Origin of the sequence: Maridesulfovibrio spiralis (SeqCode) (assembly GCF_048571135.1) — a bacterium.
GTDB classification, from domain to species: domain Bacteria; phylum Desulfobacterota; class Desulfovibrionia; order Desulfovibrionales; family Desulfovibrionaceae; genus Maridesulfovibrio; species Maridesulfovibrio spiralis.
In genome coordinates, this window is sequence record NZ_CP182344.1 from 3854994 (window position 1) to 3881110 (window position 26117).

The window sequence follows — 26117 nt, forward strand, 5'->3', positions numbered from 1 at the left end:
GAAGGGAAGATTTCGCCTCCGGCGGCCCTCCGGGGTCCAAAGAAACTTTTTATTGGGGCTTCGCCGCTCTTTTAATCGAAGATCGTGTTGTAAAAATCAAAGGCGACAGCTTATTAAAACGTCTTTTGGGAAGAGGGGATGGGGTCTGGGGAAGGGGAGAAACCCTTTTGGGCGTTAGCAAAAGGGTTTCTCCCCTTCCCCAGCAGCCGGAGGCACCTTATTTTTCCAAAACAACAACGGCAGCAGCGGTATCGCGGCCATGGGTGATGGATATATGGATTCCTTGCACCCCCATTGCTTTGCTGCGTTCAAGTGCTTTTCCGAGCAGATTAAGCTTTGGAGCACCTGATTCCATACGGGTAATTTCAATCGTATGAAATGTGATTCCTTCGGCGAATCCTGTTCCGAGTGCTTTAACTGCTGCTTCCTTGGCTGCGAAACGTGCAGCAACGTAGGGTATGGGGTTCTTTGATGGAATCAACTCTATTTCAGCGGGAGTAAGAATCTTTTCCGCAAAGCGTTCGCCGTATTTGTCCAGCGAACGCTTGATGCGGTCAAGTTCGGTAATATCTATACCAAGTCCGATGATCATTAATTAATCAACAAATGTTCTAATTATTTCGACCATATCACGGACAGCGCGATCAATACCTACATAAATAGCGCGGGACATGATGGAGTGACCGATGGAATATTCTACAATACCAGGCACATCCGCGAAATCAAGGATGTTCACATAGTTCAGGCCGTGCCCGAGATTAACTTTGAGGCCGAGATCCTGAGCCATTTTGATTCCATCAATGATGCGGGCCAGCTCCGCTTTCTGTTCAGCGCGGTTGGTGGCATCGGCAAAATGTCCGGTGTGAATCTCAATGTACTCTGCACCGATATTCTTGGCTGCCTTGATCTGATCGGCATCAGCATCAATAAAAAGACTGGAGCCGACACCTTTTTCATGCAGTGGAGCAAGATATTCAATAAATCTCTTTTCCTGACCAATGCAGTTCAGACCGCCTTCAGTGGTCAACTCTTCACGTTTCTCGGGTACAAGACAAACTGTAGCAGGAACAATATCCAGAGCAATTAGCTGCATTTCTTCGGTTGCAGCCATTTCAAAATGAAAATCAGTCTGAATGGTTTTGCTGATGAGATTGATGTCGCGATCCTGCACATGACGACGGTCCTCGCGCAGATGCATGATGATCCCGGCGGCTCCGGCAAGTTCGCACATTGCGGCTGCGGTAACGGGATCGGGTTCGGTTCCTAGACGGGCCTGTCTAATAGTAGCCACATGGTCAACATTGACGCATAAGAGGGGCATGATTATATCCTCCAGTGAATTGATTTAATTTGTTGGGCAGGCACTTTTCGGCCTGCTAACAGCACAATATAGCTAATGGTCTTTGATGGCAACCGTCATATCTTTGTAACCGATTAGAGTTGACAGGAAAAACATAATGGCGTTATCCGCTCTAGGATCAATCAAACGTCAGCCCGGCAACAGGTAATTATGCCAGCTAATAATAAATTTAAAATGCCATAAATTACGAGAGAGCAACGAATGAATATTTGTATTGTAGGTACCGGATATGTAGGTCTGGTAAGTGCTGCGTGTTTTGCTGAAATGGGTAACCACGTATGGTGCGTGGATGTTAATCCCGATGTTGTTGAAACCCTGAAACAGGGTCAAGTTCATATTTTCGAACCCGGTCTAGATGTGCTTGTTAAGCGCAACTATGAAGATGAAAGACTTTTCTTTACCACCGACCTCGAAGAAGGGCTGAAAAAAGCCAAAATGGTATTCATCTGCGTTGGAACCCCTTGTGGCGCTGACGGTAGTTGCGACCTCAGCTACGTTGAGACTGTCGCGCGTCAGGTCGGTCAGAGTATGACTGAGCCTAAAATCATTGTTGATAAATCCACTGTCCCTGTTGGAACTGCTGATAAAGTCCGCGCTACTATTAAAGAAGAGCTGGATAAACGCGGTCTTGATATTGATTTTGATGTTGCTTCCAACCCAGAGTTCCTTAAAGAAGGGGATGCAGTAAGCGATTTCATGAAGCCTGACCGGGTTGTTGTGGGAACTGAGAACGAAAAAACCCGCAAGCAGTTTGAAACTCTCTACGCTCCTTATGCCCGCAGCCGTGAAAAGCTGATATTCATGGGAACCAGAAGTGCTGAAATGACCAAGTATGCAGCTAACTGCATGCTGGCTACCAAAATTTCCTTTATCAACGAAATGGCCGGAATCTGCGAAAAAGTCGGAGCGAACGTGCGTGAAGTCCGTCTCGGCATCGGTTCCGACCACCGTATCGGTTATTACTTCATATACCCCGGCGTGGGGTACGGCGGATCATGCTTTCCCAAGGATGTGAAAGCCCTGATCAACACAGCTAAAGAAGTCGGTGCAAAGCCTGAACTCATCGAGGCCGTTGATTCTGTTAACAACCGCCAGAAAAAAATGCTTTCCGGCAAGATTTTGGACTACTTTGCGCCGCAGGGCGGTGTTAAGGGTAAAACCCTTGCATTATGGGGTCTTGCATTTAAGGCCAATACTGATGATATGCGTGAATCTTCCGCGCTTTCCATCATTGATGAGCTGACTTCCGCTGGAATGAAAATCAAGGCATTTGACCCTGTGGCCCACAAAAAAGCAGCAGAGATCCTGCGTGATAATGATCTGGTGGAAATTGTCCACAGCCAGTATGATGTACTTAAAGACGCTGATGCCCTGGCTGTCGTAACCGATTGGAACCAGTTCAGAAACCCTGACTTCGACCGGGTTAAAGATTCCCTGCAGGCTCCGCTTATTTTCGACGGCAGAAACCTGTATGATCCTGCCTTTCTCGGCAGCAACGGCTTTGCTTATTTCAGCGTAGGCCGTCGTCCGGAACTTGGAGACAAGTAAAATTAAAATCGCTAAAAAAAAGCCCGCCGAAAGGCGGGCTTTTTTTTAGCGATCCAGAGTCTTCATGGAAGACCTTAGCTGCAGTTCCTGCAGAATAAGTCTTTCGTACTCCGGGCTATATTGAATATCTTCTTGGTTATTATCCTGCTCCAGCATTTTGGCCAGAAACTGGGTCTCTTCCCAAAAGTCGAGCAGTTCTTCGTTTGCTAATGATTTAATCTGATCTTCAAGTGTAATATTTTCTGTCGGGGAAAACTGAGCCATGCGAGTTCATACCCTCCTGAGCTTCGCTTTTTGCTTTCAGATAACATTGATAGTCATTAATATGCTACTAGTCAATTTCTGTGGCGATAAAAATTGTCGTAATTGTTTTATAATTTCAGGATTAGCTTGCAAATGTTTCTGATGAATAATATTGTAGAATTAATTGTGAACCTTATTGTGTTTTGATAAACTAAAATTGATCAAATCTCTGGTCATCCACCTTTGTAAAAGAATAACAGGGGGACAAGTATGGAAGAAGGTAAAAAAATTACGCTCGATGCGGAATTGATTCAGCTGGTTACCTTCAGTATTGGAGAAGAGGAATTCGGCGTTGATATTCTCAAGGTTCAAGAGATCATCAGAACCATGGAAATTACCAAGGTTCCAAGAGCGCCGCAGTTCGTCGAAGGCGTAATCAATCTTCGCGGTAAAGTTATCCCTATTATCGATCTTAGAAGCAAGTTCGGTCTTCAGACCCGTGAGCATGACCAGCATACTAGAATTATAGTTATTGAGATCAATGATATGATCGTAGGTTTTGTAGTAGATTCAGTTTCTGAAGTTCTGCGAATTCCCGCTTCCACCGTTGAACCGCCGCCGCCTGTTGTTTCCGGTCTTGAGTCCGAATATATCAGTGGAGTAGGTAAGCTTGAAGATAGGTTGCTTATCCTGCTTGACCTGAACAGACTGCTGTCCAACGAAGAACAGGAACAGTTGGCACAGGTATAATATAAAAACAGGATATTCGTAGCCTTATTAAGAAGCACTACGTAAAATTCTGGTAACCGTATCCGTGATGATTGTTTTAAGACTGGACATCAGGGCTATTTCTTTGCAAAAACAAGTCGTCCTCCGCAAGAGCGGAGGACGACTTTAATTTTGATAAATTTCCGGAGATAATTTGTCCTTACCTTCCCAGCTGTCCGCTTTTGCCTCAGGAAGCGGCGATAATATACGTATTTTCAAAAGCGGTCATGGAACACAGGCCTATACTGCCCACAATCTGCATTCTCGCGGTGAATCTGTGGTGCTTGTTGCTCCCGGCGCACGTGAATACTCCGAATTAAAAGCTCTGCTTACTCTTTTCAGCCGCAATGAACTTGAACATAAAGGCAAAGTTGTTCCTTCATGGGAAAGGGATTGGGTTTTCCTCCCTCCACATTTGAGCAAGAATCCTGCAGCTGCCGACTGGGCAGAGCGCTGGGCCGCGCTTCATGCCCTGACCCGTGGCGGAAAGCAATCAGTGTTGATGACCGCCGACAACCTGCTTCCAAAATGGCCATCCCCCTCAGTATTGGAAAATAATTACATCGTACTTTCCAAAGGCGAAGAGATGGACCCGGAGCTGCTCATGGAGCAGGCTGTTACTTGGGGTTACACTAGAACAAAGCTCGTTTCCGGGTATGGCGAAATGTCAATGCGCGGGGATATTCTGGATATTTACGCTCCGGGATATGATTTTCCAGTCCGCCTTGAATTCTTTGGGGATATCCTCGAAGAAATACGTGTTTTTGATCCTGCAACACAGCGATCAAAAGCTGATCTTGAGGAAGTGACTCTTCTCCCGGTCGCTCCGGCAATGCTGACCGGAAATTATGTTGATGAGGCTGAGAAGTTCTGGACCCAGCTCAAAAAAACCGGCGAAATATCATCAGAAGGGTATACCCGTTTAATCGAGAAAGCCGGAAATGCTGATGGCATGATCTGGCCGGGATTATTTTATCCTGAGGCAGTTGATCTCAAAGAATTTTTTCCAAAGAAATCCGTTTATGTCCTTTCATCCGCTTCCAACCTGCGTTCCAAACTACAGGACCAAGAATACGGCTGGAAGTCTTTCCTGCAGGATAAATCTGCTCACAACGGCTGTAAATGGCCGGTGCATGTGATCTGCTGGAACGAAGAAAAGGCCCGGTCCACATGGCGCGATGAGCGGCAGATGGTCTTTGAAGATCTGGTCATAGGCAGGGAAAAAGACGGAATTGATCTTTCTGAGCGTTCGCTTTCCGCATTCACTGATATTTTTTGGAAGCCGGAACAGATTAAACGCCCTTGGGCCGCTTTGGTTGCCGCGCTTAAAGAATGGAAGACCGAACGCTTCCAGACGGTGCTCAGCTTTCGAACTGAACGCTCACGCAAAAAATTTCTTTCACTCATCGAACCGGAACAGCTGACCATCGCCACAGAATATTCACCCCTGAATAAGGGTATTTATGCTCTCGTTTCTCCTTTACGGCAAGGTATGGAGCTTGAGTGGAACCAGATTGTGATTCTCGGTGAAGATGTTATTCAGCCGCAGGCAGCCAAAGGAACCCGCAGCCGAGATAAAGCCTTTGAGGGCATGACCAGCTACGAAGATCTGCTGCTTGATGATCTGCTGGTGCACCGAGACTACGGTCTTTCCCGTTTTGGTGGGCTGCACCACATGAATGTCGGTGATGTTTCAAACGACTATCTACTGCTCTTTTTTGATTCCGAAGACAAGCTCTACGTCCCTGTTGACCGTTTGAATCTGGTCCAAAAATTCAAAGGTCCGGAAGGATCATGTCCGATTCTGGATAAACTCGGCGGAGCGCGCTGGGCCAAGACCCGCGAAAAAGCGCGTAAGGCGATTGAAAAGATCGCCGGAGAATTGGTGGAGATGTATGCCTACCGTAAAATCGCCAAAGGTTACGCATACGGCCCTCTGGATGAGATGTACTGGGAATTTGAGTCCACATTCGGATTCGAGGAAACCCCGGATCAGGAAAAGGCCATTCAGGATGTTTTCCGCGACATGGAAAGTCCGGAACCCATGGACCGCCTTGTTTGCGGTGATGTTGGTTTCGGTAAGACAGAAGTCGCGCTGCGTGCCGCTTTTAGAGCTGTGCTGGATGGTAAACAGGTTGTCCTGCTTTGTCCGACAACCGTTCTGGCCGAACAGCACTATCAGACATTTTTGCAGCGTATGGAAGGCTTTCCGGTCAGTGTAGGGATGCTCAGCCGTTTTGTGACCAAGGCCCGCCAGAAGAGAGTGCTGGAAGAAATGGCCTCCGGAAGCCTCGATATTCTAATCGGAACCCACAGGGTTCTGTCCAAGGATGTTGAGGCACCTAATTTAGGTCTGCTTATCCTAGATGAAGAGCAACGGTTCGGTGTCCGTCATAAAGAGCGGATCAAAGAAATGCGCAAGAACATTGATGCGCTGACTTTAACCGCAACTCCGATTCCGAGAACTCTGCAGCTTTCCCTTTCCGGGGTACGCAGCCTTAGCACTATTGAGACTCCCCCCGTAGACCGTAAGCCGGTTGAGACTGCGCTTATTGAACGGGATGAGGATATGCTTACATCCATTGTTGCCCGCGAGCTTGAGCGTGGCGGACAAATTTTCTGGGTTCATAACCGGGTACAGGGGCTTGAACGGGTTGTGGAATTCGTGCAGAAAATAGCCCCGGATGCCAAAATCGGTATGGCCCACGGCCAGATGACGGAAAAAAATCTTGAGGAAACCATTCATAAGTTCTGGCACAAGGAACTGGACATTCTGGTTGCTACAGCGATAATTGAGTCCGGTCTTGATTTTCCCAACGCGAATACCCTGATTGTCGATCAGGCCCAGATGTTCGGGCTGGGACAGTTGTACCAGCTGCGCGGCAGGGTAGGACGAAGTACCCGTCAGGCTTACGCATATTTTGTAGTTTCATCGCTGGATTCACTTTCCGAAAAAGCCAAGCGCAGAATGCAGATTATTTTGCAGCTTGATTACCTTGGAGCCGGATTCAAGGTCGCCATGGAAGACCTGCGTCTGCGTGGAGCTGGAAATATCTTGGGAGAAGTTCAATCCGGACAGATGGCTAAAGTCGGACTTGATCTATTTCTTGAAATGCTGGACGAAGAAGTACGTAGAATTAAGGGCGATGATTCCAAGGTAAATAGTGATCCTGAAATGAACTTTGTTTTTAAAGCCCATCTGCCGGAAGATTTTGTACCGGATGCGCGGGAAAGATTGCGTTACTACAGAGCACTTTCCTCCGCTGAAACCGAGGCCGGAATTGAAGAGCTGGCCGCTGAAATAAAAGACCGTTTCGGACATTTCCCCGAAGAGGTGGAAAATTTCCTTGCTGTACTTTATCTCAAACGGACACTGGCTCGTCTGGGTGTCCTGAGGGCAGACCTCTTTCCCACCCGGGTAATTCTGACCTGGCAGGAGAATAACAATCCGGTTGATCCCGCGAAACTCATCGCCTGGATCGGAGAACAGGGCGAAAAAGCCAAACTCAAACCTCCGGCAGCCCTTGAAATACGGTTTGACCAAAACGCTCCTGTTTCGCAAGGACTTGATTCTGTTTGCAAAAAACTTGAACCGCTACTTTAACTTCGCGACAAGACGATTCATTCGGGATTTTTAATGAAAAAAAAATTTATTTCCATATTACTCACGTGCCTGATCTTGGGTGGATGTCAGACTGAAAGTGAAGATCCGGGTGTAATTGCCCGTGTAAACGGGACCCCGATTTATCTTACCCAGCTTGAGTATAAATACGACCTCACCCACGAAGGAAACGGGGGATTTGTTCCTTCCGTTGAGCAGGTTCGTTCTGAATATGGCCAGATTCTCGGTGATTTAATTGTGCAGGAGTTGGTTTCGCAGGAACTGGAGCAAAGAGGTATTTCTGTTTCAGATAAAGAAATGAAAGAAGCGGAAGACGAAGTCCGCTCCGATTATCCTGATGACTCCTTTGAACAGATTTTGATCGAGGAATACATAGACATCAATGCATGGCGTTCGCAGCTCAAATATCAGCTTGCCATGGATAAATTTTACAGCGATATTCTGCGTCCTGAAATCAAAATTGATTACAAGGAAGCGGAACAGTACTACAGAACCCACCTTTCTGATTTTTATATGCCCGCTGGCTATCGCTTTGTGATGGTTAAAGGCTTGAGTAAGGATCTGGTTTTGAAGGGTGTTGAACTTTTTCGCGAAGGGCTTAAACCTGCTGCGATCTCCGCAAAGCTGCGCAAGGTTTCCGTTCAGGAAATCTGGATCAGAAACGGACAGCTTCCCGCAGGATGGAAACCGTTTGTTGAAAATTTGCAGATAGGCGAAGCCAGCTCTGTAATTACTCAGAAAAAAGAAGTTTTTTGTTTGATCCTTAAGGAAAAGAAAAAAGCGACCCTGCTGACTCCGTTGCAGGCTTATCCGATGGTGGAAAAGGTCTTGCTGGAAAGAAAACTGCAGGAAAAATTTGAAGCATGGCTGCAAAAGAAAATGGCGACTTCAAAGATCAAAATAAGCAAAAAATTAATGCCTGAAATCGAGGAATCAGAACAGGCTGCCCAGCATGCTGAAGATGTAAAAGCCGAATAGTTGCATAGTTCAGTGAAAGAGTTTAGTTAGTCATAGGAATATATGAAGTTCGCCTTATTTTGGCGGAAAGTCACCTCATTGAAGATTAAGTCGGTTTGACCCGGCTGTTTATATTTCAGGAGATATTGAATTGAAGCGCTTTATTGCCGGTGTTCTGGTCAGTATGACCATTTTCTCTGCATCTATTTCCATTGCTGAAGAAAAAGTAGTTGATGGTATTGTCGCCGTTGTTAACGGTGAAATTGTGACCATGTATGAACTTGATTATAAAATGACACCCATCATGAAACAGTTCAGCGGTGGTGATTTATCTGCTGTTGAAATTGAACGGTTGAAAAAAATCCGCAAACAGCTTCTTGATCGCATGATCACTGAAATCATCATCGATCAGGAAAGTAAAAGAATGAAAGTGGATGTCACCGATCAGGAAGTTGATGGCGAAATTAATGCCATTAAAGAAAAAAGTAATCTGAATGACGTAGAATTTGAACGTCAGCTTGAACTTCAAAAAACTACTTTAGATGCTTTTAAAGACAAGATCCGTAAAGATATTCGTAAGCACCGTCTTCTTTCTTACAAGGTAAAAAACAAAGTTGTTGTTACAGACGAAGAAATCAAAGCCGCATGGAACAGCACAAAAACAGAGCAGGGTGAAATTGCTAAAAGTGTACACCTGAAGCTTATTCTTTTTCCTGCAACAACTTCTGCAGAAGACGTCCGCAAGGAGATCCTTGCAGGCGATATCACCTTTGAAGATGCCGCTGATAAATATACTACCGGTCCCGGTATGGGGAACGGCGGCGATCTCGGCGTTTTGAACTGGGATGACCTTGCCCAGACATGGCATGATGCTCTTGATGGACTCAAACCCGGGGGCATTAGTGAACCGTTTGATGTTCAGGAGTCCAAAGCGCTGCTCAAACTTGATTCATACGAGAAGACCGAAGAAGCATCCTTCGAAGAAAGTAAGCAGGAATTATACGATAAACTTTACCAGAAAAAACAGGATAAGCTTTTTGCCGACTTCATTAAGAAGCTGAGGGAAAAAGCTGTTATTGAGTATAAATAATTCGGGGAGAACTGTAGCGGATGGGCTGCGTATTACGTGGCTTTTAAGAACAAAAACACTACTGCCAGATGGTACCGTGAGGGTCGTATGGATTTGAAAGAGCTTGGTTCCCTGTTAAAAGACGAAAGAGAACGGCAAGGACTGACTATTGAACAGATTATGGAAATCACCAAGGTCAGTCGCGTCAACATAAATGCTATTGAAAGTGGCAACAGGGATGAATTTCCGCATGAGGTTTATGCTAAGGGATTCATTAAAAACTATGCCAAGTCACTTGGACTTGATTCAGAAGAAATAGGTGAAAATTTTTCTCAGATTATGGCCTCGGGAATTACCGAAGCCGGTAGAGAAAAAAGAGAAAAGGAAGAACTCGGCCAGACTGATTATAGCGCATCCCCCAAGAAAGGGGTCGGCGGTACCGTTTTTCTGGTTTTGATTCTGGCCGCAATTGTCGGTGGTCTGGTTTATTATCTGCACGATAGTTCTTTTTTCTCTGCAAAAACGGCTGAAAACATCGAGGTTGCAGCAGTTGAAGAGGTAGTGGATAAAACTCCTGCCAGTTCTGAACAGGCCGCTCCTGCTCCAGTTGTAGAGGAGAAGGTGGAAGTAGCTGAAAACGACCCTGCAGCTGTTGCACAGGAAGTAGAAGGAGTCGCTGAAGAAGTTGAAGCAACGGTTGAAGAAGCCGCTGAACATGTTGCAGAGCAGCAGGCAACATCAGTTGTTCCAGCGGTTAAGAATATTGTTGCCATTACTGTTAAGCCCGGTGAAGCATGCTGGCTTGAAGCAGTGGTTGACGGCGAAGCGAGAGAATTTGTTCTTCAGGAAGGCGATTCCCTTTCCCTTCCTTATAAAGAAAGCTTGAATGTCAAACTCGGTAACGGCGGCGGTGTCGAAATTGTTTCTGATGGTAAACCTTTCCAATTTGAAGCAATCAAGGGAAGAGTTCTGAAACTGGAATTCCCTGCTTCCCGGTAGGAGTTGTTTCCTAGTACGGTCGTAACGCCTGATGGAATTGACTGAAAAAGTAATTATCCTTAAAACCGGACGTTTTAAGGAAAACGACCTTTGGGTCCGGTTTCTTTCTTCGACGAGGGGAGTACAGAACGCATTCGCTTTTGGTGGAAGCAGAAGCAGAAGACGTTTCGGCGGTTGTCTGGAACCCTTTTCGCAAGTACTTTTCAAAACCGGAACCAATAAAACCGGAACTTATCAGGTTTTACAGGAAGGAAGTCTTGTAAAAGGCTATCCGGGAATACGCTCCAATCTCCGCAAAATGGGGCTTGCAGCAAATTGTTTCAAATTTATTGAATCTGCGGTATTGGAGCGAGATGGCAACCGTGCTGTCTTCAATCTGCTGGCAGAAATACTGGATGTTATCGAAGAAGCGGAGCCGGATGATTTCTTTCCGCTTTTCTTCCGGGCAAAGGTCGCATTTGAGCAAGGATACAATCCTGACTTTACAATTTGCGCTCAATGCGGCAAACCTTTGTTTGGTTCCCGTCCCGTGGTCTTTAATATTGAAAAAGGCCAGATAAGATGTCTCGACTGTGTCGATGGCCGGGAAGGGGAGACAATCAATGCCGGAACCGTTAGGACTCTGGCCTGGATTCAAGATACCGGACCTGCGAATTGGGTGACTTTGAGCTTGCCTGCGGAGATTCGGCAGGAATGTTTTTCCGTTATGGATCGCTTCCTGGCCTACCACATGGGGGTCATCTGGGAAGGCAACACCTACCGGAAAATATAAAATTTTATCTGCCCGGCAGGGTGGAATGCGTGCTCAGGATAAATTCAGGTTTATCCTGCGTTATTTGTTTGTAAACCGGACATTTTCCTTTATCCGCTTTGGAGAGCAGAGCGGGGAGAATGAATCAATACAAATGTTTGTTTGCTAGATGAGAGGAATTTGATGAATTTTCAAGATGTTATACTTAAACTTCAGGACTTCTGGGCTGATTACGGATGCTGTGTTGTCCAGCCTTTGGACATTGAAGTTGGCGCGGGTACATTCAACCCTTCAACTTTTTTCCGCGTAATCGGTCCTGAGCCGTGGAACACCGCTTATGTTGAACCTTCCCGCCGTCCCACTGACGGACGTTACGGTGAAAACCCCAACAGGCTCCAGCACTATTTCCAGTTTCAGGTTATTCTGAAGCCTTCTCCTGACGATGTTCAGGATCTCTACCTTAAGAGCCTTGAAGTTCTCGGCATCGATGCTGCCGCACATGACATCCGTTTTGTTGAAGATGACTGGGAATCCCCCACACTGGGCGCATGGGGCCTTGGCTGGGAAGTATGGCTCAACGGCATGGAAGTAACGCAGTTCACCTACTTCCAGCAGGTTGGCGGTATCGACCTCAAGCCTGTTTCAGTTGAACTTACTTACGGTCTTGAGCGTATCTGCATGTACCTGCAGGGAGTTGAGTCCGTATACGATCTCAAGTGGAACGACGAAGTTACATATGGCCAGATTTTCCACCAAAACGAAGTGGAACAGTCCAAGTATAACTTCGAGCATAGTGACGCAGCCATGCTGCTTGACCTCTTCGATAAATATGAAGCTGAAAGCAAAAAGCTTTGCGAAAAAGGTCTGACCCGTCCGGCATACGAATACTGCCTGAAGTGTTCCCATACCTTCAACATGCTTGATGCTCGCGGTGCTATCTCCATTACTGAAAGGGCAACCTATATCGGCAGAGTGCGTAATCTCGCTTCCGCGGCCGCAAGACTTTATGCGGAAGAACGTGAGAATATGGATTACCCAATGCTTAAAAACGACTAAATAATACGGAAACTAAAATGGCCGATTTTATACTTGAGATTGGAATTGAGGAGATGCCCGCCCGTTTTGTTCCCCGGCTGGGTCTCGATATTAAAGATATTTTCAGCACTCTTCTTGAAGAGAGCATGATTGATAATGCCAGCGTTGAAACTTTTGCCACTCCGCGCAGACTTACTATCTTTGTTAAAGATATGGCTGGTATGCAGAGAAAGGTTGAAGAAGAAGTTTCCGGTCCTCCGGCACGTATTGCTTACGATGCTGACGGTAATCCGACCAAGGCTCTTGAAGGCTTTGTAAAATCTCAAGGGATTGCTCTGGAAGATGTTTACACCCTTGAAACCGATAAAGGCGATTACCTCGCAGCGAAAAAGACCGTTGGTGGTGGCGAGACCATTTCCATTCTGCCTGAGATTTGCGTGACCGCAATCAAGAAGCTTTCCTTTCCCAAAAAGATGAAATGGGGTAATCTTGATTTCGCTTTCGGACGTCCGCTGCGCTGGCTGCTTTGTCTTTTCGGTTCCGATGTTGTTGAATTCGAAATGGCCGGTATGCCTTCCGGACGCCAGACCTACGGTCACCGCGTAATGGGTGCCGGTCCTTGGGAAGTTGCTTCTGCTGATGATTATTTCGCTGTAATCAAAGACAAAAGCTCAGTAATCATTTCCCCTGAAGAAAGGGGAGAGCACGTACGCAAGGAAGGCGACAGGCTCGCTGCTGAACTTAGCGGTTCTGTTGTCTGGAAAGACTCCCTGCTCGAAGAAGTCAGCAACCTTGTTGAGCTTCCCGTCCCCATCATCGGTAACTTTGATGAGTCTTTCCTCGAACTCCCCAAAGAAGTTCTGCTGACCAGCATGGAAAGCCATCAGAAATGTTTCGGTATTCAGAAAGAAGACGGCGAACTCCTGCCGCACTTCCTGTGCACCCTGAACCTCGTTCCCAAAGACGTGGAGCTGGTTCGAAAGGGCTGGGAAAAGGTCCTTCGCGCAAGGCTCGAAGATGGACGTTTCTTCTGGAAGAATGACCTTAAAACCGATTTCGACACCTGGCTTGCCAAGCTGGATAACGTTGTATTCCTCGGTCCCTTGGGTTCCATGGGCGACAAATCACGCCGCATGGAACGACTTGCAGCACTGATTGCCGGTAAGGTTGATGCATCTCTGCAGACCGAAATGGCCCGTGCCGGACGTCTTGCCAAGGCCGACCTCGTTTCCGAAATGGTTAACGAGTTCGACAAACTTCAGGGTAAAATGGGCGGCATCTACGCTTCCAAATGCGGCGAAGACGATGTAGTCTGCAAAGCCTTGTACGAACAGTACCTGCCTGCCGGTCCGGAAAGCCCTGTGCCTTCCACTCTCGGCGGTGCTATTGTTTCAATGTCCGATAAAGCTGACACTCTGGTCGGTTGCTTCGGTCTGAATAAGATCCCCACTGGCGCAAACGATACCTACGCGCTGCGGCGCGCCGCTCTGGGTATCGTGCGCATGATTATAGAATACGACCTTCGGGTGGACATCCTTGAAATCATGGACATGGCTTTTGAAGGCTACTCCAAAGATATCAAGTGGAAACTCGAAAAGTCTGAACTCCTCGAAAAACTGGGTGAGTTCATTTCCAACAGACTCCGTGCCTACTTCACAGGTAAGGGCTTTGAGACAAGAGTTGTTGATGCAGCTCTCGGAGCCGGATATCGTGATGTGACTGCTCTCAAGGCACGGGTCGAAGCTTTGGCACAGTTCGCTAAAGCAGATGGATTTGAACAGGCGGTTCTCACTTTCAAACGTGCGGCCAATATCATCAAGAAGCAGGGCAGTGAGCAGGGTGTGTCGCTCACTGGCGGTTTCGAAGTTGATAAACTGGAAGAAGCACAGGAAAAAGAACTGGCCAACAAGCTTGACGAAACAGCAGCCCGTTTTGAGGAACTCTGGGAAAATGACGAGTTCAGTAAGCTGTTCGCAATCCTCGGCGAACTGCGTCCCTTTGTTGACGCCTTCTTTGATAACGTAATGGTTATGTGCGAAGATAAGGGTTTAAGGATGAACCGTCTGAACCTGCTTAAAGCGCTGGTTGACAGGCTCAGCAGGCTGGCTGATTTCGGAGCTTTGCAGGTTTAATTCTGCGGCCCCGGTAATGAGAGAGTTTATGAGAGTTTTTTTTCTAGACTTTTTCTGTAAAAAAACACTCTCCTGCCTTGACAGTAATAGCTGTTATTGGTTAAAGACACTCTTCGTTTGAACGTAATCCCGGCTTGCCGGGTTATAAAATAGAAATTTAATTTAAGGAGAAATACCTTGGCGAATCATAAATCCGCACTCAAAAGACACCGTCAGAGCATTAAGCGTAACCTGCGCAACAACATGGTACGTACCCGTATCAAAAACGTTGTAAAAGAAGTTCGTGAAGCTGTTGAAGCTAACGACACTGAACTCGCAGCAACTTCCCTGCGTAAAGCTACTTCTGTTCTCGACAAAGCAGCTACCAAAAAGGTTATCCACGCGCGCACCGCAGCACGCAGGATTTCCCGCCTCTGCGCAGCCGTTAACAAAATGGCTTAGTGTCTTAAAAGATTTTATCTTTACAAGACAAATTCAGCCCGTCGCCCTGTGCGACGGGCTTTTTACGTTCTTAGCACTTCCAAACAAAGTAGTTGTTGCTGAATTCAAGCTATCAAGCTATAAGCAACTATTGATTTCAACTGTACTTTTCTGTTTATTGCCAGATGTAATGCGCAAGGAGTAACTTTTGAGAGTTATCATAGTAGGGGCCGGAGAAGTCGGCTTCAATGTTGCCAGACGTCTTTCCGGTGAGAACAAGGATGTTGTCGTTATCGACATGAATCCTAAAGCTCTTAGCAAGGTTTCCGATTCTCTGGATGTCCAGACAATTCAAGGTTCCGGCTCCAGTCCCGAAATTCTTGAAGAGGCTGGGGTCAGCGAAGCTGATATTTTCCTTGCTGTTACGGACAAGGATGAAATCAACCTTATCTCCACTTTTCTTGCTAACAGGCTCCAGCCCGATATCATCAAACTCGCCCGGATCAGGAACGAGGATTATACCAAATATTCCGACATGTTCACTAAGGGAGATCTGCGTATTGATACCATCATCAACCCGGATGAAGAGGTCGTCGACTCAATCCTAAGGGTTATGAGTGTTCCCGGAGCAGTCGAAATCAATGATTTTGTGGGCGGCAAGGTACGTCTCATCGGCGTTAAACTTCCTGACAAAAGCCCGTTGGTCGGCGTGCAATTGATGAAAGTACGCGAAACACTGGGCGAAGACATCGATGTTGTTATTGCAGCTCTTGTCAGGGATGACGAACTTATTATTCCCGGCGGTCTGGATAGCATTGAGCAGGGTGATATTGTGTATTTTACCTGTCTTCGTGACCAGCAGAACGAACTCCTCAAACGTGCCGGTATTCTTTCCGACCCCATCAAAAAAGTTATGATTGTCGGTGGCGGTAATGTCGGATCACTTCTTGCGCAGGCACTGGACAACAAAAAATATCACACCAGACTAATCGACAACGACCCAGACCGATGTGCGGCTCTTTCGGAGACTCTCGACCGGGTTATTGTTCTCAACGGCGACGGCACAGATCAGGATCTGCTCAATGAAGAGAACGTTGGTGATCTTGATATGGTGATCGCGGTTACCGGCGATGAGGAAATGAATATCCTTTCCTGTTTGCTGGCTAAAAACCTCGGCGCACGCAAGACCATCACCCGCATTAATAAATTTGCTTATATTCCGCTGATTGAACCGATCGGCATTGACCATCTGGTTTGTCCTCGCCTTTCTGCGATTAACTCCATTCTGCATTTTGTGCGTCAGGGGAAAGTTATTTCCGCAGTTTCCATTAAAGGAGAAGAAGCGGAAGCTCTTGAAGCCATTGCACAGGAGGAATCAGGTATTGTTGGTAAGCCGATCATGGAATTGAACCTGCCTGCCGGAACCCTGATTTTATGTTTTCAGCGCGGCGATGATGTTATCATCCCCACAGGTCTGACAGTGATTGAGCCTAATGACCGTTTGCTGATTATTTCTACCCACAAAAATATTCCTAAAATTGAAAAGGCTCTCACCACCAAGCTGGAGCTTTATTAATGCGCTGGAAAATTGTTCTGCACATAATTGGAGCCTTAACACTCTGTGTTGGGCTGACCATGCTTTTCCCGTTGGCATTTTCTCTCTACTATCAAGATGCCGGTATTCTGCCTTTGTTGAAATCCTTCAGTCTGACCTGCATTAGCGGTCTGGCCTTATTTCTGATTTTTAAGGAACGTGAAGGCAATAAAGGTCTCAGCCACCGTGAAGGTATGGCTATCGTTGCTTTGGGTTGGGTCTTTGCCGGTTTTTTCGGCAGCCTGCCATTTTATTTCGGCGATGTTTTCACCAACTATGTGGATTGTTTTTTCGAATCCCTGTCCGGTTTCACCACCACCGGAGCATCGGTGATGATGGATATTGAAAGGAATGCCAAAGGAATTCTCTTCTGGCGCAGCTTGACTCACTGGCTGGGCGGCATGGGGATTATCGTGCTTTCTCTGGCGATCCTGCCTTTCCTTGGAGTAGGGGGGATGCAGCTTTACAAGGCGGAAGTACCCGGACCTGTTCCCGACAAACTCAAGCCGCGCATCAAAGACACAGCTTTGGTCCTTTGGAAAGTATACCTGCTTTTTTCAGCCATAGAAGCCGTGCTGCTCATGTTAGGCGGAATGGATTTTTTCGATTCACTCTGCCACACCTTCGGAACACTTGCTACGGGCGGTTTTTCCACCAAGAATTCATCTGTGGCATATTTCGATAGTGCCTATATCGATTACGTCATTACATTTTTTATGCTCGTGGCTGCGGTCAATTTCAGTCTGCACTACCAGATGATCAAAGGGCGTCCGCTGTTACTTTGGAAAGACCCGGAATTCAGATTCTTTGGCGCACTGACTCTTGTTATTATAGCAATCATCACCATCTCGGTATACTCAGCTACAAACTATGATTCTGTTGCAGATTCATTCCGCTACACCTCTTTTCAGGTTGCATCCATTATCAGTACCACCGGGTTTGCTACAGCGGACTATGAAATTTGGCCTGCTCTTGCACAGGGATTACTGCTTTTTTGCATGTTCCTCGGCGGCTGTGCTGGCTCAACCAGTGGCGGTATGAAACACTTGCGCATTATGCTGCTCCTGAAACAGGCGTACCAGGAAGTGTTCCGCATCATCCATCCCCGCTCAGTGAACCGTGTCAAACTCGGCAAGACAGTAGTTAAACCGGAAACCATGAACGATATCCTCGGATTCTTCGTGCTCTGGCTGCTGCTGTTTGTGCTTTGCGGATTGGTGGTTTCGGCGACCGGAGTTGATGTTGTTTCATCATTTGCCGCTTCTTTGGCCTGCATTGGGAACATCGGTCCCGGTATTGGAAGTGTAGGTCCTACCGAAAACTATGCTCACATTCCTGAACTTGGAAAATGGGCACTCATCTTCTGCATGCTGCTGGGTCGCCTTGAAATTTATACTGTGATTGTCCTTTGCGTGCCTGAATTCTGGCGCAAATAAATTTAAATAATTTCCAAAATTCTTATACAAATCAGAAGGGTTGAAGTTTTTGACTTCAACCCTTTTCTTATGCTGAAAATTTAGATGTATCGTTACACATCTTGTCAAAAGTATTGTTTTTCTATATTTAACGAAAAAATAAATAATAATCTGTATAAGAGATAACGATAAAATGAAGAAGGCGATCATTACTTTTATAGCGGCGGCAGCGGTGTTACTGGCTTCGATTTACTATGCCAGTGCCGGATATGTTCATTTATCTGAAATTCAATCAAAAGCACGGTCGGCTACAAAAGTTTATGCATATTTTTCAAAGCCTCGCGTTTGCTAAGTCCCGAGAGACGTTCCGTATTGGCTTCCACATAATCTTTGACCAACTGCGGTTTTGTCCAAGCGTAATCGCGCAGTGCCCAGCCGATGGCTTTGCGTAGGAAAAATTCTTTGGAATCAATATTCGGCTCAATGCATTTTTGCAGAAACTCAAAATCCAGCTCATCTTTGAAAAGTAACTGACAGAGAATGGATGATCGCCGTTTCCACATATGCTCGTCGACAGACCATTTCAGCATCAATTCTCGCATACGCACAGGCTCAGCAAGCAGAATATTACCCAGAGGCTTTGCCAAGTGGTCGCAATAATCCCACCATGCTCCGCCAGTAATCATTTCTTCAAGCATCGGGACAGCTTCCCATGTTTGAAAATTTTCGCATGGCTTCCAGCAAACAAGATCGATTGCGCAATAGCGTTCCTCGCGAAATTCTGCCTCGCGCCAAATGTCAAGAATCACTGACTGCCATTTATCAAAATCCCACGGTCCTGATTCTTTGAAGGATTTCATAAATATCTTCCGACGCAGGGGAGTTCGGACTCCGTAAAAATCCATTTCGGATTTCATGTATTTCTTCATGCCCGCCGCACAGTCAGGGTCGGCATGTGCCTTGAGTTCTTGGCGGACAGTAAAGAGCAGAGTGGACATCTATCCTTCCTCTTTAAAAAACTTCACATATTTGCGGTCAGTATTATTGATGTGGTTGATGATCCAGTCCTGCAGGAATGAATCAATGCTATCGGGGAAAACGTATTTTTTATCCCGGTTCAGCTCCATGACTTCGCGGGTGATGCGACGATGCTCCAGCATGTGCTTTTCTATTTCAGGAAAACCGCGTTTTTGCATGAAAGCCTCTTCGCGAGCGAAATGACTGGAGGTGTATTCCAACAGACGGTCAAAGAGTCGGGCTACAGCTTCGTGATCCTGTCCTTCGCGGAGGGCTGTCTGGAAATCCTCGGCATAGCGAACAAGAACCCGGTGCTCGGCATCAATGGAAGGGATACCCAGAAGCAGATCCTCAGACCATTTGATGTCGCTATTCAGGTCGCAGCAGACTCCATCTTTTTTGACCAGTTCCAGCACGGAATCACCGTAATCGAGCTTCATGTCGTCGGTAGGATTTTCTATATCGGTTCCGTCTGCCCGGTGCAGCACTAATGCGTTGATTGCGCCCGTTTTTGCTTTTACTTCGCCGATTGTGGTCGGATTGCTGTCGTAGTGTGGGAAAATTCTCAAACTGTAACCCATAACTTCATGGGCAGCAGGGCCGGTTTCTTCTTTTTCTGCAACCCCGGCATGACGGGCTAGAATATGACCTATCTGTTCTCCGCCAAGATCAAGCGGATAGACCACGGTGTTAGCCCCGGCACGTAGCATCCTGTATTCAATTGAAGGGTCTGTTCCGCGGGCAACAATAAAAATGTCCGGGTTAAGCTCGCGGGCAGCCAACGATATATTAATGTTGCTGGCATCATCGTTGATGCAGAGTACAATAAAGTCGGCACGGCGTATTCCGGCAGAAAGCAAAACCCCGTCTACTGCACCGTCTCCATGCAGTATTTTATAGCCGCGCTGCTCAGCTTCTGCCAAGTGTTCTTCATCCTGATCAAGAACCACAAAATCAAGTCCAAGTTCATAGAGCTTCAGAGAAATTGCACGGCCTATCTTGCCGTATCCGCAGACTATGGTGTGTTTGTTCAGCTTGTTGATTTTGTCGTGCATTTTCTTTTTCTCGTAAAGGTTTCTGATTCCGGATTGAATAATGATCTTGGCTACCTGGGCCACAAAAACGGCGGCGAGACCCAGACCAGCAAAAATCAATACAATGGTAAAAATTCTTCCGGCAGGGGAGAGGTCATGAATTTCCCCGTATCCGATGGTGGTGATGGTGATCACGGTCATGTAAAGGGCATCGAGAACAGACCATCCTTTTTCAAAATAAAGATAGCCCGCAGTACCGCCCAAAAGAACCATGAAGAACGCAACAATAAGTTGTATATTCTGGCGAAGGTTAGATGACATCTTGCAGCTTATTTTCCAATGTGTTTATATGCCTATTGATACTTTTCAATTTAATATGGCAACTTTACTTATTAATCAACTGACAAGCAATACGGGGTAAATCATGCTTCATCATGTTAAAAAGCATAAAAAAGATTCAGAAAATCGAAAAAATTATATCATGCCTATTTACGGTTCCCGTGATCTTGAGGACCCGATTCCAAAATATTCGATGCCTGATGCAAGCATTGCCCCGCGCCATGCCTATTCGCTGGTACGTGATGAATTGATGCTTGATGGAAACTCCCGTTTGAATCTTGCAACGTTTGTTACCACATGGATGGAGGATGAAGCCCGGCAGTTGATGACCGAGACTTTTGATAAAAACATGATCGACAAGGATGAGTATCCGCAAACCGCCGAACTTGAAGACCGCTGCGTGCATATTCTTTCCGATCTTTACAATTCCCCGGATGAAGAACACGCCTGCGGTTGTTCCACAACCGGGTCAAGCGAAGCGGCCATGCTTTGCGGTATGGCCCTGAAATGGAAATGGCGTGACCGCATGAAAGCCAAGGGCAAGCCCACTGACAGGCCGAACATGATCATCAGTGCCAGTGTTCAGGTCTGCTGGGAGAAATTCTGCCGTTACTGGGAAGTTGAACCACGCCTGATTCCTGTTTCTGATGGCAATTACAGCATGAAAACCGAAGACATTCTGGCTGCCTGTGATGAAAACACAATCGGCGTTGTCGCCATTCTGGGTACTACCCATACCGGAGACTTTGAGCCGGTCAAAGAATATAACGACGCGCTTGAAAAATTCAATGCTGAAACCGGATACGAAATTCCCCTTCATGTGGATGCTGCAAGCGGTGGATTCATCGCGCCTTTCCTGCAACCTGATCTGGAATGGGATTTCCGCTTGAAGTGGGTTAAGTCCATCAACGTTTCCGGTCATAAATTCGGTCTTGTTTATCCCGGCGTGGGCTGGGCAATCTGGCGCACCCCCGAAGAACTGCCCGAAGATCTTGTCTTCCGGGTCAATTATCTGGGCGGCGAAATGCCTACCTTTGCCCTGAACTTTTCACGTCCGGGCAACCAGGTTGTAGCTCAGTACTACAACTTCATCCGTCTGGGACGCGAAGGGTATACCCGCATCATGCAATCATGCATGGATACTGCCGATTTTATTAAAGTAGAGCTTGAAGAAACTGGAATATTTCAGAGCCTGCTGCCCAAGCTGCATATGCCGTTGATTACTTTTAGAATCCGCCGGGATGTAGAAGTCGAATTTGATGTCTATAAAGTTTCTGAAATGTTGCGCCATCGCGGATGGCTCGTTCCGGCGTACAGCATGTGCGAGAACTGCGAAGATGATAATGTGTTGCGTATTGTTGTAAAGGAAGGAATGTCCATGGACATGGCACACCTGCTTATGGATGACATTAGACGCATTATTAAGTTTTTCAGTGACGGAACCGAAGAGAAGCCGATCACTAAAGCTAAGTTCAAACATTGCTGATCATTTTTCATAGACATCTATGTTTACAGGCAATATGATCTAACTTGCCTGTAAACATAGAATTTTTACCTATTAGGAGTTTCATAGATGAGTGATGTAAAAAAAAGTGTTGATTATATTTTCCATGGGCTTGATGCTCTTGATGTTCTGCTTTGCTCCAAGGAAGCGGAAAACCTGAACGTACGTAATATTGTAGGGCTTCTGCACCCGGTTCTTGATGATGCCAAACGCAGGGCACATACAGAAATGTCCGCTCGAAGCGGCGCAAAAGAAAAAGAATAACCATTTCTTTGGAGCCTCTATGGACTTGAAGGCACAGGTACTTGCGGAGCTTGAGGATTTAATTGGTGTGTATAAAAAATTGCACGCCAATCCGGAGCTTTCCGGTCAGGAGGCTGAGTCTTGTAAACTGATTGCCGATGAACTTGAAGCATGCGGAATTGCAGTAACCCGTAATTTCGGGGGGCACGGTGTAGTCGGTGTATTGGAAAACGGTGACGGCCCGACTGTAATGGTTCGCGGGGACATGGACGCTTTGCCCATTACCGAAGAGACCGGAGTTGATTACGCCAGCTCAGTTAAAACAACCGACAGTTCCGGCAACGAAGTCGGCGTTATGCATGCATGCGGTCATGATATTCACATGACGGCTCTTGTTGGTGCTGCGCGGGTGCTTTCGAAGTGCAAGGGCAGCTGGAAGGGAAAAGTTCTTTTTGTCGGTCAGCCTGCTGAAGAGGTCGGATCCGGGGCAAAGAGTATGCTTGCGCAGGGGCTGTTCGAGAAATTCGGTTATCCTGACTACTGCCTTGCAACCCATGTGATCCCGCAAATTGAAGCCAGCCGGATTACCGTTAAATCCGGTCCGCTCATGGCCGGGATATTTCAGCTGAAAATTACAGTGCGCGGAGTAGGGGGGCATGGTGCTATTCCGCATGAATGCAAAGACCCCATTGTTCTCGCGGCACGGATTGTGACTTCGCTACAAACGATTATAAGCCGTGAAATAAACCCACTGACCCCGGCGGTAATCACCATTGGTTCCATACATGGCGGAACACGGGCAAATATAATCCCCGCTGAAATCGTTATGGAAGCGACAGTCAGGTTTTCCGATCCTGATACTGAAAACCATATCCTTGAGGCTGTCGAAAGAACTTGCCGGTTCGAGGCTCTATCAATGGGAATTCCTGAAAATTTGTTGCCGGTTGTTGAGGTCGACGAAACCATGCGTCTGCCAGCCACAATCAATGACAGTGATTTAGTGGATATCGTTCGTGAAGCAGCCGAGGAAAATATTGGAACTGAAAATGTTCTGGAAGCTGAAATGCTAATGGTCAGTGAGGATTTCTCGTTGTTTCGAACTGCTGGCAGCAAAAAGATATATTCCTGTATGTTTTTCACAGGAGCAACGTCAGCAAAAGAATTGAATTTAAGCCGGGAGCAAAAATCGAAACCACCGTCTTTGCATAATAGCAGATTCTGTCCACCACCAGAACCGACGATCAAAACAGCGGTAACTGTCATGACTGGAAGCGTTTTGAAAATTTTGAGATAGTTCTAAATTGAGAACTACAAATGAAATAAAAAAGGTCGCAATAACTAAAAAGTTAAAGCGACCTTTTTTGTACAACCTTGATACCAAGTGGCGAATCCCCAATAAAAGTTTTGGGGATTCTTGCATTAGCCGTTAGGCGAGAGCTTCTTGCTCGAGTCTTACGGATAACGACAGTGAAACAAACCTTTTTTTCAAAAAGGGTTAAGCCCCGGAGGGACCGTCGGTAGACTCCCGAAGGGTTGCCGGAGGATCCTTAGAACGGAAAGCTGACTTCCTTTCCGGCACCGACTTTGGCCAACTTGCCGTCAATAGCATTTAATCGAGCCTGCGCAGCTTCTTTTTGAGCTTTACGGTCAGCACGTTTGATTACTGTTTTGAGAAAACGCTTGGCAGTCTCGAATTGGCCTTTACGTTCATAAATCATAGACGCGCGATACATGGCGGTCACTGCCCAGATATTCTGCTCCGGGAACTCCCAAGCCAACTCAAGGTAATGCTTGAGCGCTTTTTCCTTTCTGCCCATAGCGTGCTCTCCTTCGGCAATCCAGAACAAAACCTCAGCGCGTAGCTCATCATTTTCGAGTTGATCACGACCAGACCAAATTCTTTCAAGTATAGCTTGAGCTTTTTTGAGATCGCCTTTCTGCTGGATCATGAGGGCCAATTTCAATTCCTTATCTGCCGGAAGGGTTCCGCCGGAATCAAGGATTTCGTTGTAGGCTTTCATGGCCTTTGCGTCATTCCCAACAGCAAGATCGTACTCGACTGCGGCAGTCAGCCATTTTAAACGTAATTCAGGACCGAACTTATCCTGATCGACACGCTTGAGGTAGTATGCTGAAAGATTGAAATCCCGATTCATGGCAGCCTGATCGGCCAAATAGATGAAGCTTTCCGCGCCTAATTTTGATTGCGGGAAAAGAAAAGCACTGCGTCGAGCTGTTTTTGCATTTTGTTCAGTGTCAGCTTGTTTGGCCAAATCCGCATAAACAAGTAGCCTGTCCAAAGGGTTGGCATTGATAACCGGATTGAGTTGTTTTGCTGAAAAGGCTTCCCAGAAGGGCGCATTGATCTCACTGAAGTAGTTTAATCCAGCAGCTTCGCTCAAACCGGAAATGATATATAAATTCTCATTTTTTCCGTAATCTGCAGTGCTCAGTACTCTTGATAAGGGAAGCTTGAAGGCAATACCGCTGGCAATTCTGAGACTGAGCGGCAAAGTTTCCTTATCGAGTCGCTTAAGAGTTTTTTCGGCAAATTCCATGTCCCCGGTCAGAAAAGCAAAAGCTAAACGGTAGTTTTGCAACGCATTAACCAGATCACTTGAAAGTAAAAGGGAGCCTGTCTCGCGGTCAATTGTTTGAAGTGCTTCCTGAGGATTCATTTCCATCAACTTGTTTCTGAAAGCATTCCATGCAGTAGAAGTCGGCGCACCAAGCTGCCAAAGAGTAGGGGAGACGACTGCCGGTTCCAGCACCCCTGCTTTGAAAAATGATTCGGGGCGAATTAAGTTTCCTTCATTATATAACGATGCGTCCGGTGTTTTACCTGATTCAAGGTACTGATTAACGGATTTCCAAAAAGTCTGAACCGTTGAATTAGAAACAGCTTCCAGTGCGTGGTTGGACTTATCCCATTCGCCAATACTTGCTGCAGCAAGTGATTTGGCAATAACCATTCGGTCATCATCATTAATTATAGTTGAATTGATGACTTCCGGGAGAATGTCCGAAGTTGAATTAAGCACATTCAGCTTGGATTTACTGTTGAGAATAAAATAGGTTTTCGACCAGACCTGTTCAGCCTGAGAAAAAGTCTGATCAAGCAGCATCTTGCGGGATTCACGGGAGGATTCAGGAATAACACGGTAGCCCCAGTAAAGAGAACGCCAGACATCAAACCAGATGCTCTTAAGGTATGAATTTTCTATAAACTTATCCACCATAACTTTTTGATCCATCAAACGTGCAGCCTGACTAAACCAGATTACACCTTTAACAGGATCACCAAGGGCGCGCTGGCATTTTCCGCCAAGCCAGAGTCGGGTTATCTCTTGAGAGTTATCTTCAAATGCAGGAGTGGATTGTAGCGTTTCCAGACAGGCCGAATAGCGTCCAAGGTTAAAAGCAGTCTCAGCACGTTTCAAAATCAATTCCGGTGTGTCGCCGGTCTGAGAATAGTTTTGTTCCAAAATGTCCCATGCACCATATTTTTCGAGCCAGGTCTCAAAGGAATCTATTTTCTTTGCAGCGAATACATTTCCTCCAGCGCCAAACAAAACAGCCGCGGCCAGAAGAGAAGGTAATATCTTTTTCTTAAGTAACAAATTCATGAAAACCTCATGGATTTAAATTTCAGGTCAAAGTGAAAGGTTATCCCAGTGAGATAAAGAAAAGCAGCCTAAGAGGCAAATTTAATCCTGATGTAAAACTTAAAATTCAGCTGATCCATTTTTTAGTGTCGAAGCAACGAGTATTACCGAAATAAGTGCAGCCTGTAGAATTGTTTGCAGTTCGTTAACTCATAAGTAACTATAATTTACTATTAAAACTGAATGACCATTACCGATAGCAGGAGTGGCTGCCTTGTTTTTTGGACAAACATATCCGGCACATATTCCAAAGTTTACATAATTTACATTATGAGACAATTATATAAAGCGAAATAAATCAAATGTTTAAGATAGGCTTGAGCAGATTAAGTAAGTTGTGTGAATTTGTTGACCCCGACCGGGTCAACTCGTCTTCGAAATGGTCTTGGTTTTTTGCTTAAT

General features: G+C 46.3%; 21 protein-coding genes. 15 read left to right on the plus strand and 6 right to left on the minus strand.

All coding sequences use genetic code 11. The features are described from left to right. Positions 1–217: 217 nt before the first annotated feature. The gene (locus ACNI29_RS17325) at positions 218–592 is read right to left on the minus strand and encodes a holo-[acyl-carrier-protein] synthase (protein WP_419779615.1); all 375 of its coding nucleotides are present in this window, start codon (positions 590–592) and stop codon (positions 218–220) included. A gap of 3 nt (positions 593–595) precedes the next feature. Continuing rightward, entirely contained in the window at positions 596–1321 is a 726-nt protein-coding gene (locus ACNI29_RS17330; protein WP_419779616.1) for a pyridoxine 5'-phosphate synthase, read from the minus strand. A 240-nt stretch (positions 1322–1561) separates the two neighbouring features. On the opposite strand from ACNI29_RS17330, the gene ACNI29_RS17335 reads away from it, so the two are divergent. After that, positions 1562–2908 carry a UDP-glucose dehydrogenase family protein gene (locus tag ACNI29_RS17335; RefSeq protein ID WP_419779617.1) on the plus strand — a complete coding sequence of 449 codons (1347 nt, stop codon included), beginning with the start codon at positions 1562–1564 and terminating at the stop codon, positions 2906–2908. A gap of 45 nt (positions 2909–2953) precedes the next feature. Here ACNI29_RS17335 and ACNI29_RS17340 read toward each other — a convergent pair whose 3' ends face one another. Then, the gene (locus ACNI29_RS17340; protein ID WP_419779618.1) at positions 2954–3172 is read right to left on the minus strand and encodes a hypothetical protein; all 219 of its coding nucleotides are present in this window, start codon (positions 3170–3172) and stop codon (positions 2954–2956) included. A 249-nt stretch (positions 3173–3421) separates the two neighbouring features. On the opposite strand from ACNI29_RS17340, the gene ACNI29_RS17345 reads away from it, so the two are divergent. The 11 genes from ACNI29_RS17345 (at position 3422) to ACNI29_RS17395 (ending at position 17934) form a co-directional block, all read left to right on the plus strand. Beyond that, positions 3422–3901 carry a chemotaxis protein CheW gene (locus ACNI29_RS17345; protein WP_419779619.1) on the plus strand — a complete coding sequence of 160 codons (480 nt, stop codon included), beginning with the start codon at positions 3422–3424 and terminating at the stop codon, positions 3899–3901. A 172-nt stretch (positions 3902–4073) separates the two neighbouring features. Beyond that, positions 4074–7523, plus strand: coding sequence for a transcription-repair coupling factor (gene mfd / locus ACNI29_RS17350; RefSeq protein ID WP_419779620.1), 3450 nt, complete (start codon positions 4074–4076; stop codon positions 7521–7523). 33 nt (positions 7524–7556) lie between these two features. After that, positions 7557–8519, plus strand: a complete 963-nt coding sequence (locus ACNI29_RS17355; RefSeq protein WP_419779621.1) for a SurA N-terminal domain-containing protein — start codon at positions 7557–7559, stop codon at positions 8517–8519. Between the two features lie 130 nt (positions 8520–8649). Continuing rightward, positions 8650–9588 carry a SurA N-terminal domain-containing protein gene (locus tag ACNI29_RS17360; RefSeq protein WP_419779622.1) on the plus strand — a complete coding sequence of 313 codons (939 nt, stop codon included), beginning with the start codon at positions 8650–8652 and terminating at the stop codon, positions 9586–9588. An 87-nt stretch (positions 9589–9675) separates the two neighbouring features. Further along, a complete protein-coding gene (locus ACNI29_RS17365) occupies positions 9676–10566 on the plus strand; it encodes a helix-turn-helix domain-containing protein (RefSeq protein WP_419779623.1) in 891 nt (296 codons plus the stop codon). 31 nt (positions 10567–10597) lie between these two features. Then, positions 10598–11338 (plus strand): DNA repair protein RecO, encoded by a 741-nt coding sequence (gene recO / locus ACNI29_RS17370; RefSeq protein WP_419779624.1) that lies wholly within the window; start codon positions 10598–10600, stop codon positions 11336–11338. Between the two features lie 162 nt (positions 11339–11500). Beyond that, the gene (glyQ, locus tag ACNI29_RS17375) at positions 11501–12373 is read left to right on the plus strand and encodes a glycine--tRNA ligase subunit alpha (RefSeq protein WP_419779625.1); all 873 of its coding nucleotides are present in this window, start codon (positions 11501–11503) and stop codon (positions 12371–12373) included. Positions 12374–12390: 17 nt separating this feature from the next. Beyond that, positions 12391–14484 carry a glycine--tRNA ligase subunit beta gene (gene glyS / locus ACNI29_RS17380; RefSeq protein WP_419779626.1) on the plus strand — a complete coding sequence of 698 codons (2094 nt, stop codon included), beginning with the start codon at positions 12391–12393 and terminating at the stop codon, positions 14482–14484. Positions 14485–14661: 177 nt separating this feature from the next. Then, complete coding sequence (gene rpsT / locus ACNI29_RS17385; protein ID WP_419779627.1) at positions 14662–14925, plus strand: 30S ribosomal protein S20; 264 nt, start codon at positions 14662–14664, stop codon at positions 14923–14925. Positions 14926–15112: 187 nt separating this feature from the next. Beyond that, positions 15113–16480, plus strand: coding sequence for a Trk system potassium transporter TrkA (gene trkA / locus ACNI29_RS17390; RefSeq protein WP_419779628.1), 1368 nt, complete (start codon positions 15113–15115; stop codon positions 16478–16480). Continuing rightward, entirely contained in the window at positions 16480–17934 is a 1455-nt protein-coding gene (locus ACNI29_RS17395) for a TrkH family potassium uptake protein (protein ID WP_419779629.1), read from the plus strand. The genes trkA and ACNI29_RS17395 overlap by 1 nt, the downstream gene beginning before the upstream one ends. Positions 17935–18221: 287 nt before the next feature. On the opposite strand, the gene ACNI29_RS17400 is transcribed toward ACNI29_RS17395, so the two are convergent. Further along, positions 18222–18911 carry a DNA alkylation repair protein gene (locus ACNI29_RS17400; protein WP_419779630.1) on the minus strand — a complete coding sequence of 230 codons (690 nt, stop codon included), beginning with the start codon at positions 18909–18911 and terminating at the stop codon, positions 18222–18224. Continuing rightward, positions 18912–20285 (minus strand): bacteriohemerythrin, encoded by a 1374-nt coding sequence (locus ACNI29_RS17405; protein WP_419779631.1) that lies wholly within the window; start codon positions 20283–20285, stop codon positions 18912–18914. 160 nt (positions 20286–20445) lie between these two features. Between ACNI29_RS17405 and gad the strand changes: the two genes are divergently transcribed. From gad to ACNI29_RS17420, 3 genes are all read left to right on the plus strand, one after another. Beyond that, a complete protein-coding gene (gad, locus tag ACNI29_RS17410; protein WP_419779632.1) occupies positions 20446–21789 on the plus strand; it encodes a glutamate decarboxylase in 1344 nt (447 codons plus the stop codon). A gap of 87 nt (positions 21790–21876) precedes the next feature. Beyond that, positions 21877–22071: a hypothetical protein gene (locus tag ACNI29_RS17415; protein WP_419779633.1), complete on the plus strand. Its 195-nt coding sequence runs from the start codon at positions 21877–21879 to the stop codon at positions 22069–22071. A 19-nt stretch (positions 22072–22090) separates the two neighbouring features. After that, positions 22091–23344, plus strand: a complete 1254-nt coding sequence (locus tag ACNI29_RS17420) for a M20 metallopeptidase family protein (RefSeq protein WP_419779634.1) — start codon at positions 22091–22093, stop codon at positions 23342–23344. 253 nt (positions 23345–23597) lie between these two features. Here ACNI29_RS17420 and ACNI29_RS17425 read toward each other — a convergent pair whose 3' ends face one another. Further along, on the minus strand, positions 23598–25676 hold the full coding sequence (locus ACNI29_RS17425; RefSeq protein ID WP_419779635.1) for a tetratricopeptide repeat protein: 2079 nt from the start codon (positions 25674–25676) through the stop codon (positions 23598–23600). Positions 25677–26117 lie beyond the last annotated feature (441 nt).

Coding starts and splice junctions, on each gene's coding strand:
- ACNI29_RS17325 (WP_419779615.1), bottom strand. CDS start 592: ATGATCATCGGACTTGGTATAGATATTACCGAACTTGACCGCATCAAG.
- ACNI29_RS17330 (WP_419779616.1), bottom strand. CDS start 1,321: ATGCCCCTCTTATGCGTCAATGTTGACCATGTGGCTACTATTAGACAG.
- ACNI29_RS17335 (WP_419779617.1), top strand. CDS start 1,562: ATGAATATTTGTATTGTAGGTACCGGATATGTAGGTCTGGTAAGTGCT.
- ACNI29_RS17340 (WP_419779618.1), bottom strand. CDS start 3,172: ATGGCTCAGTTTTCCCCGACAGAAAATATTACACTTGAAGATCAGATT.
- ACNI29_RS17345 (WP_419779619.1), top strand. CDS start 3,422: ATGGAAGAAGGTAAAAAAATTACGCTCGATGCGGAATTGATTCAGCTG.
- ACNI29_RS17355 (WP_419779621.1), top strand. CDS start 7,557: ATGAAAAAAAAATTTATTTCCATATTACTCACGTGCCTGATCTTGGGT.
- ACNI29_RS17365 (WP_419779623.1), top strand. CDS start 9,676: ATGGATTTGAAAGAGCTTGGTTCCCTGTTAAAAGACGAAAGAGAACGG.
- recO (WP_419779624.1), top strand. CDS start 10,598: ATGGAATTGACTGAAAAAGTAATTATCCTTAAAACCGGACGTTTTAAG.
- glyQ (WP_419779625.1), top strand. CDS start 11,501: ATGAATTTTCAAGATGTTATACTTAAACTTCAGGACTTCTGGGCTGAT.
- glyS (WP_419779626.1), top strand. CDS start 12,391: ATGGCCGATTTTATACTTGAGATTGGAATTGAGGAGATGCCCGCCCGT.
- ACNI29_RS17395 (WP_419779629.1), top strand. CDS start 16,480: ATGCGCTGGAAAATTGTTCTGCACATAATTGGAGCCTTAACACTCTGT.
- ACNI29_RS17400 (WP_419779630.1), bottom strand. CDS start 18,911: ATGTCCACTCTGCTCTTTACTGTCCGCCAAGAACTCAAGGCACATGCC.
- ACNI29_RS17405 (WP_419779631.1), bottom strand. CDS start 20,285: ATGTCATCTAACCTTCGCCAGAATATACAACTTATTGTTGCGTTCTTC.
- gad (WP_419779632.1), top strand. CDS start 20,446: ATGCCTATTTACGGTTCCCGTGATCTTGAGGACCCGATTCCAAAATAT.
- ACNI29_RS17415 (WP_419779633.1), top strand. CDS start 21,877: ATGAGTGATGTAAAAAAAAGTGTTGATTATATTTTCCATGGGCTTGAT.
- ACNI29_RS17420 (WP_419779634.1), top strand. CDS start 22,091: ATGGACTTGAAGGCACAGGTACTTGCGGAGCTTGAGGATTTAATTGGT.
- ACNI29_RS17425 (WP_419779635.1), bottom strand. CDS start 25,676: ATGAATTTGTTACTTAAGAAAAAGATATTACCTTCTCTTCTGGCCGCG.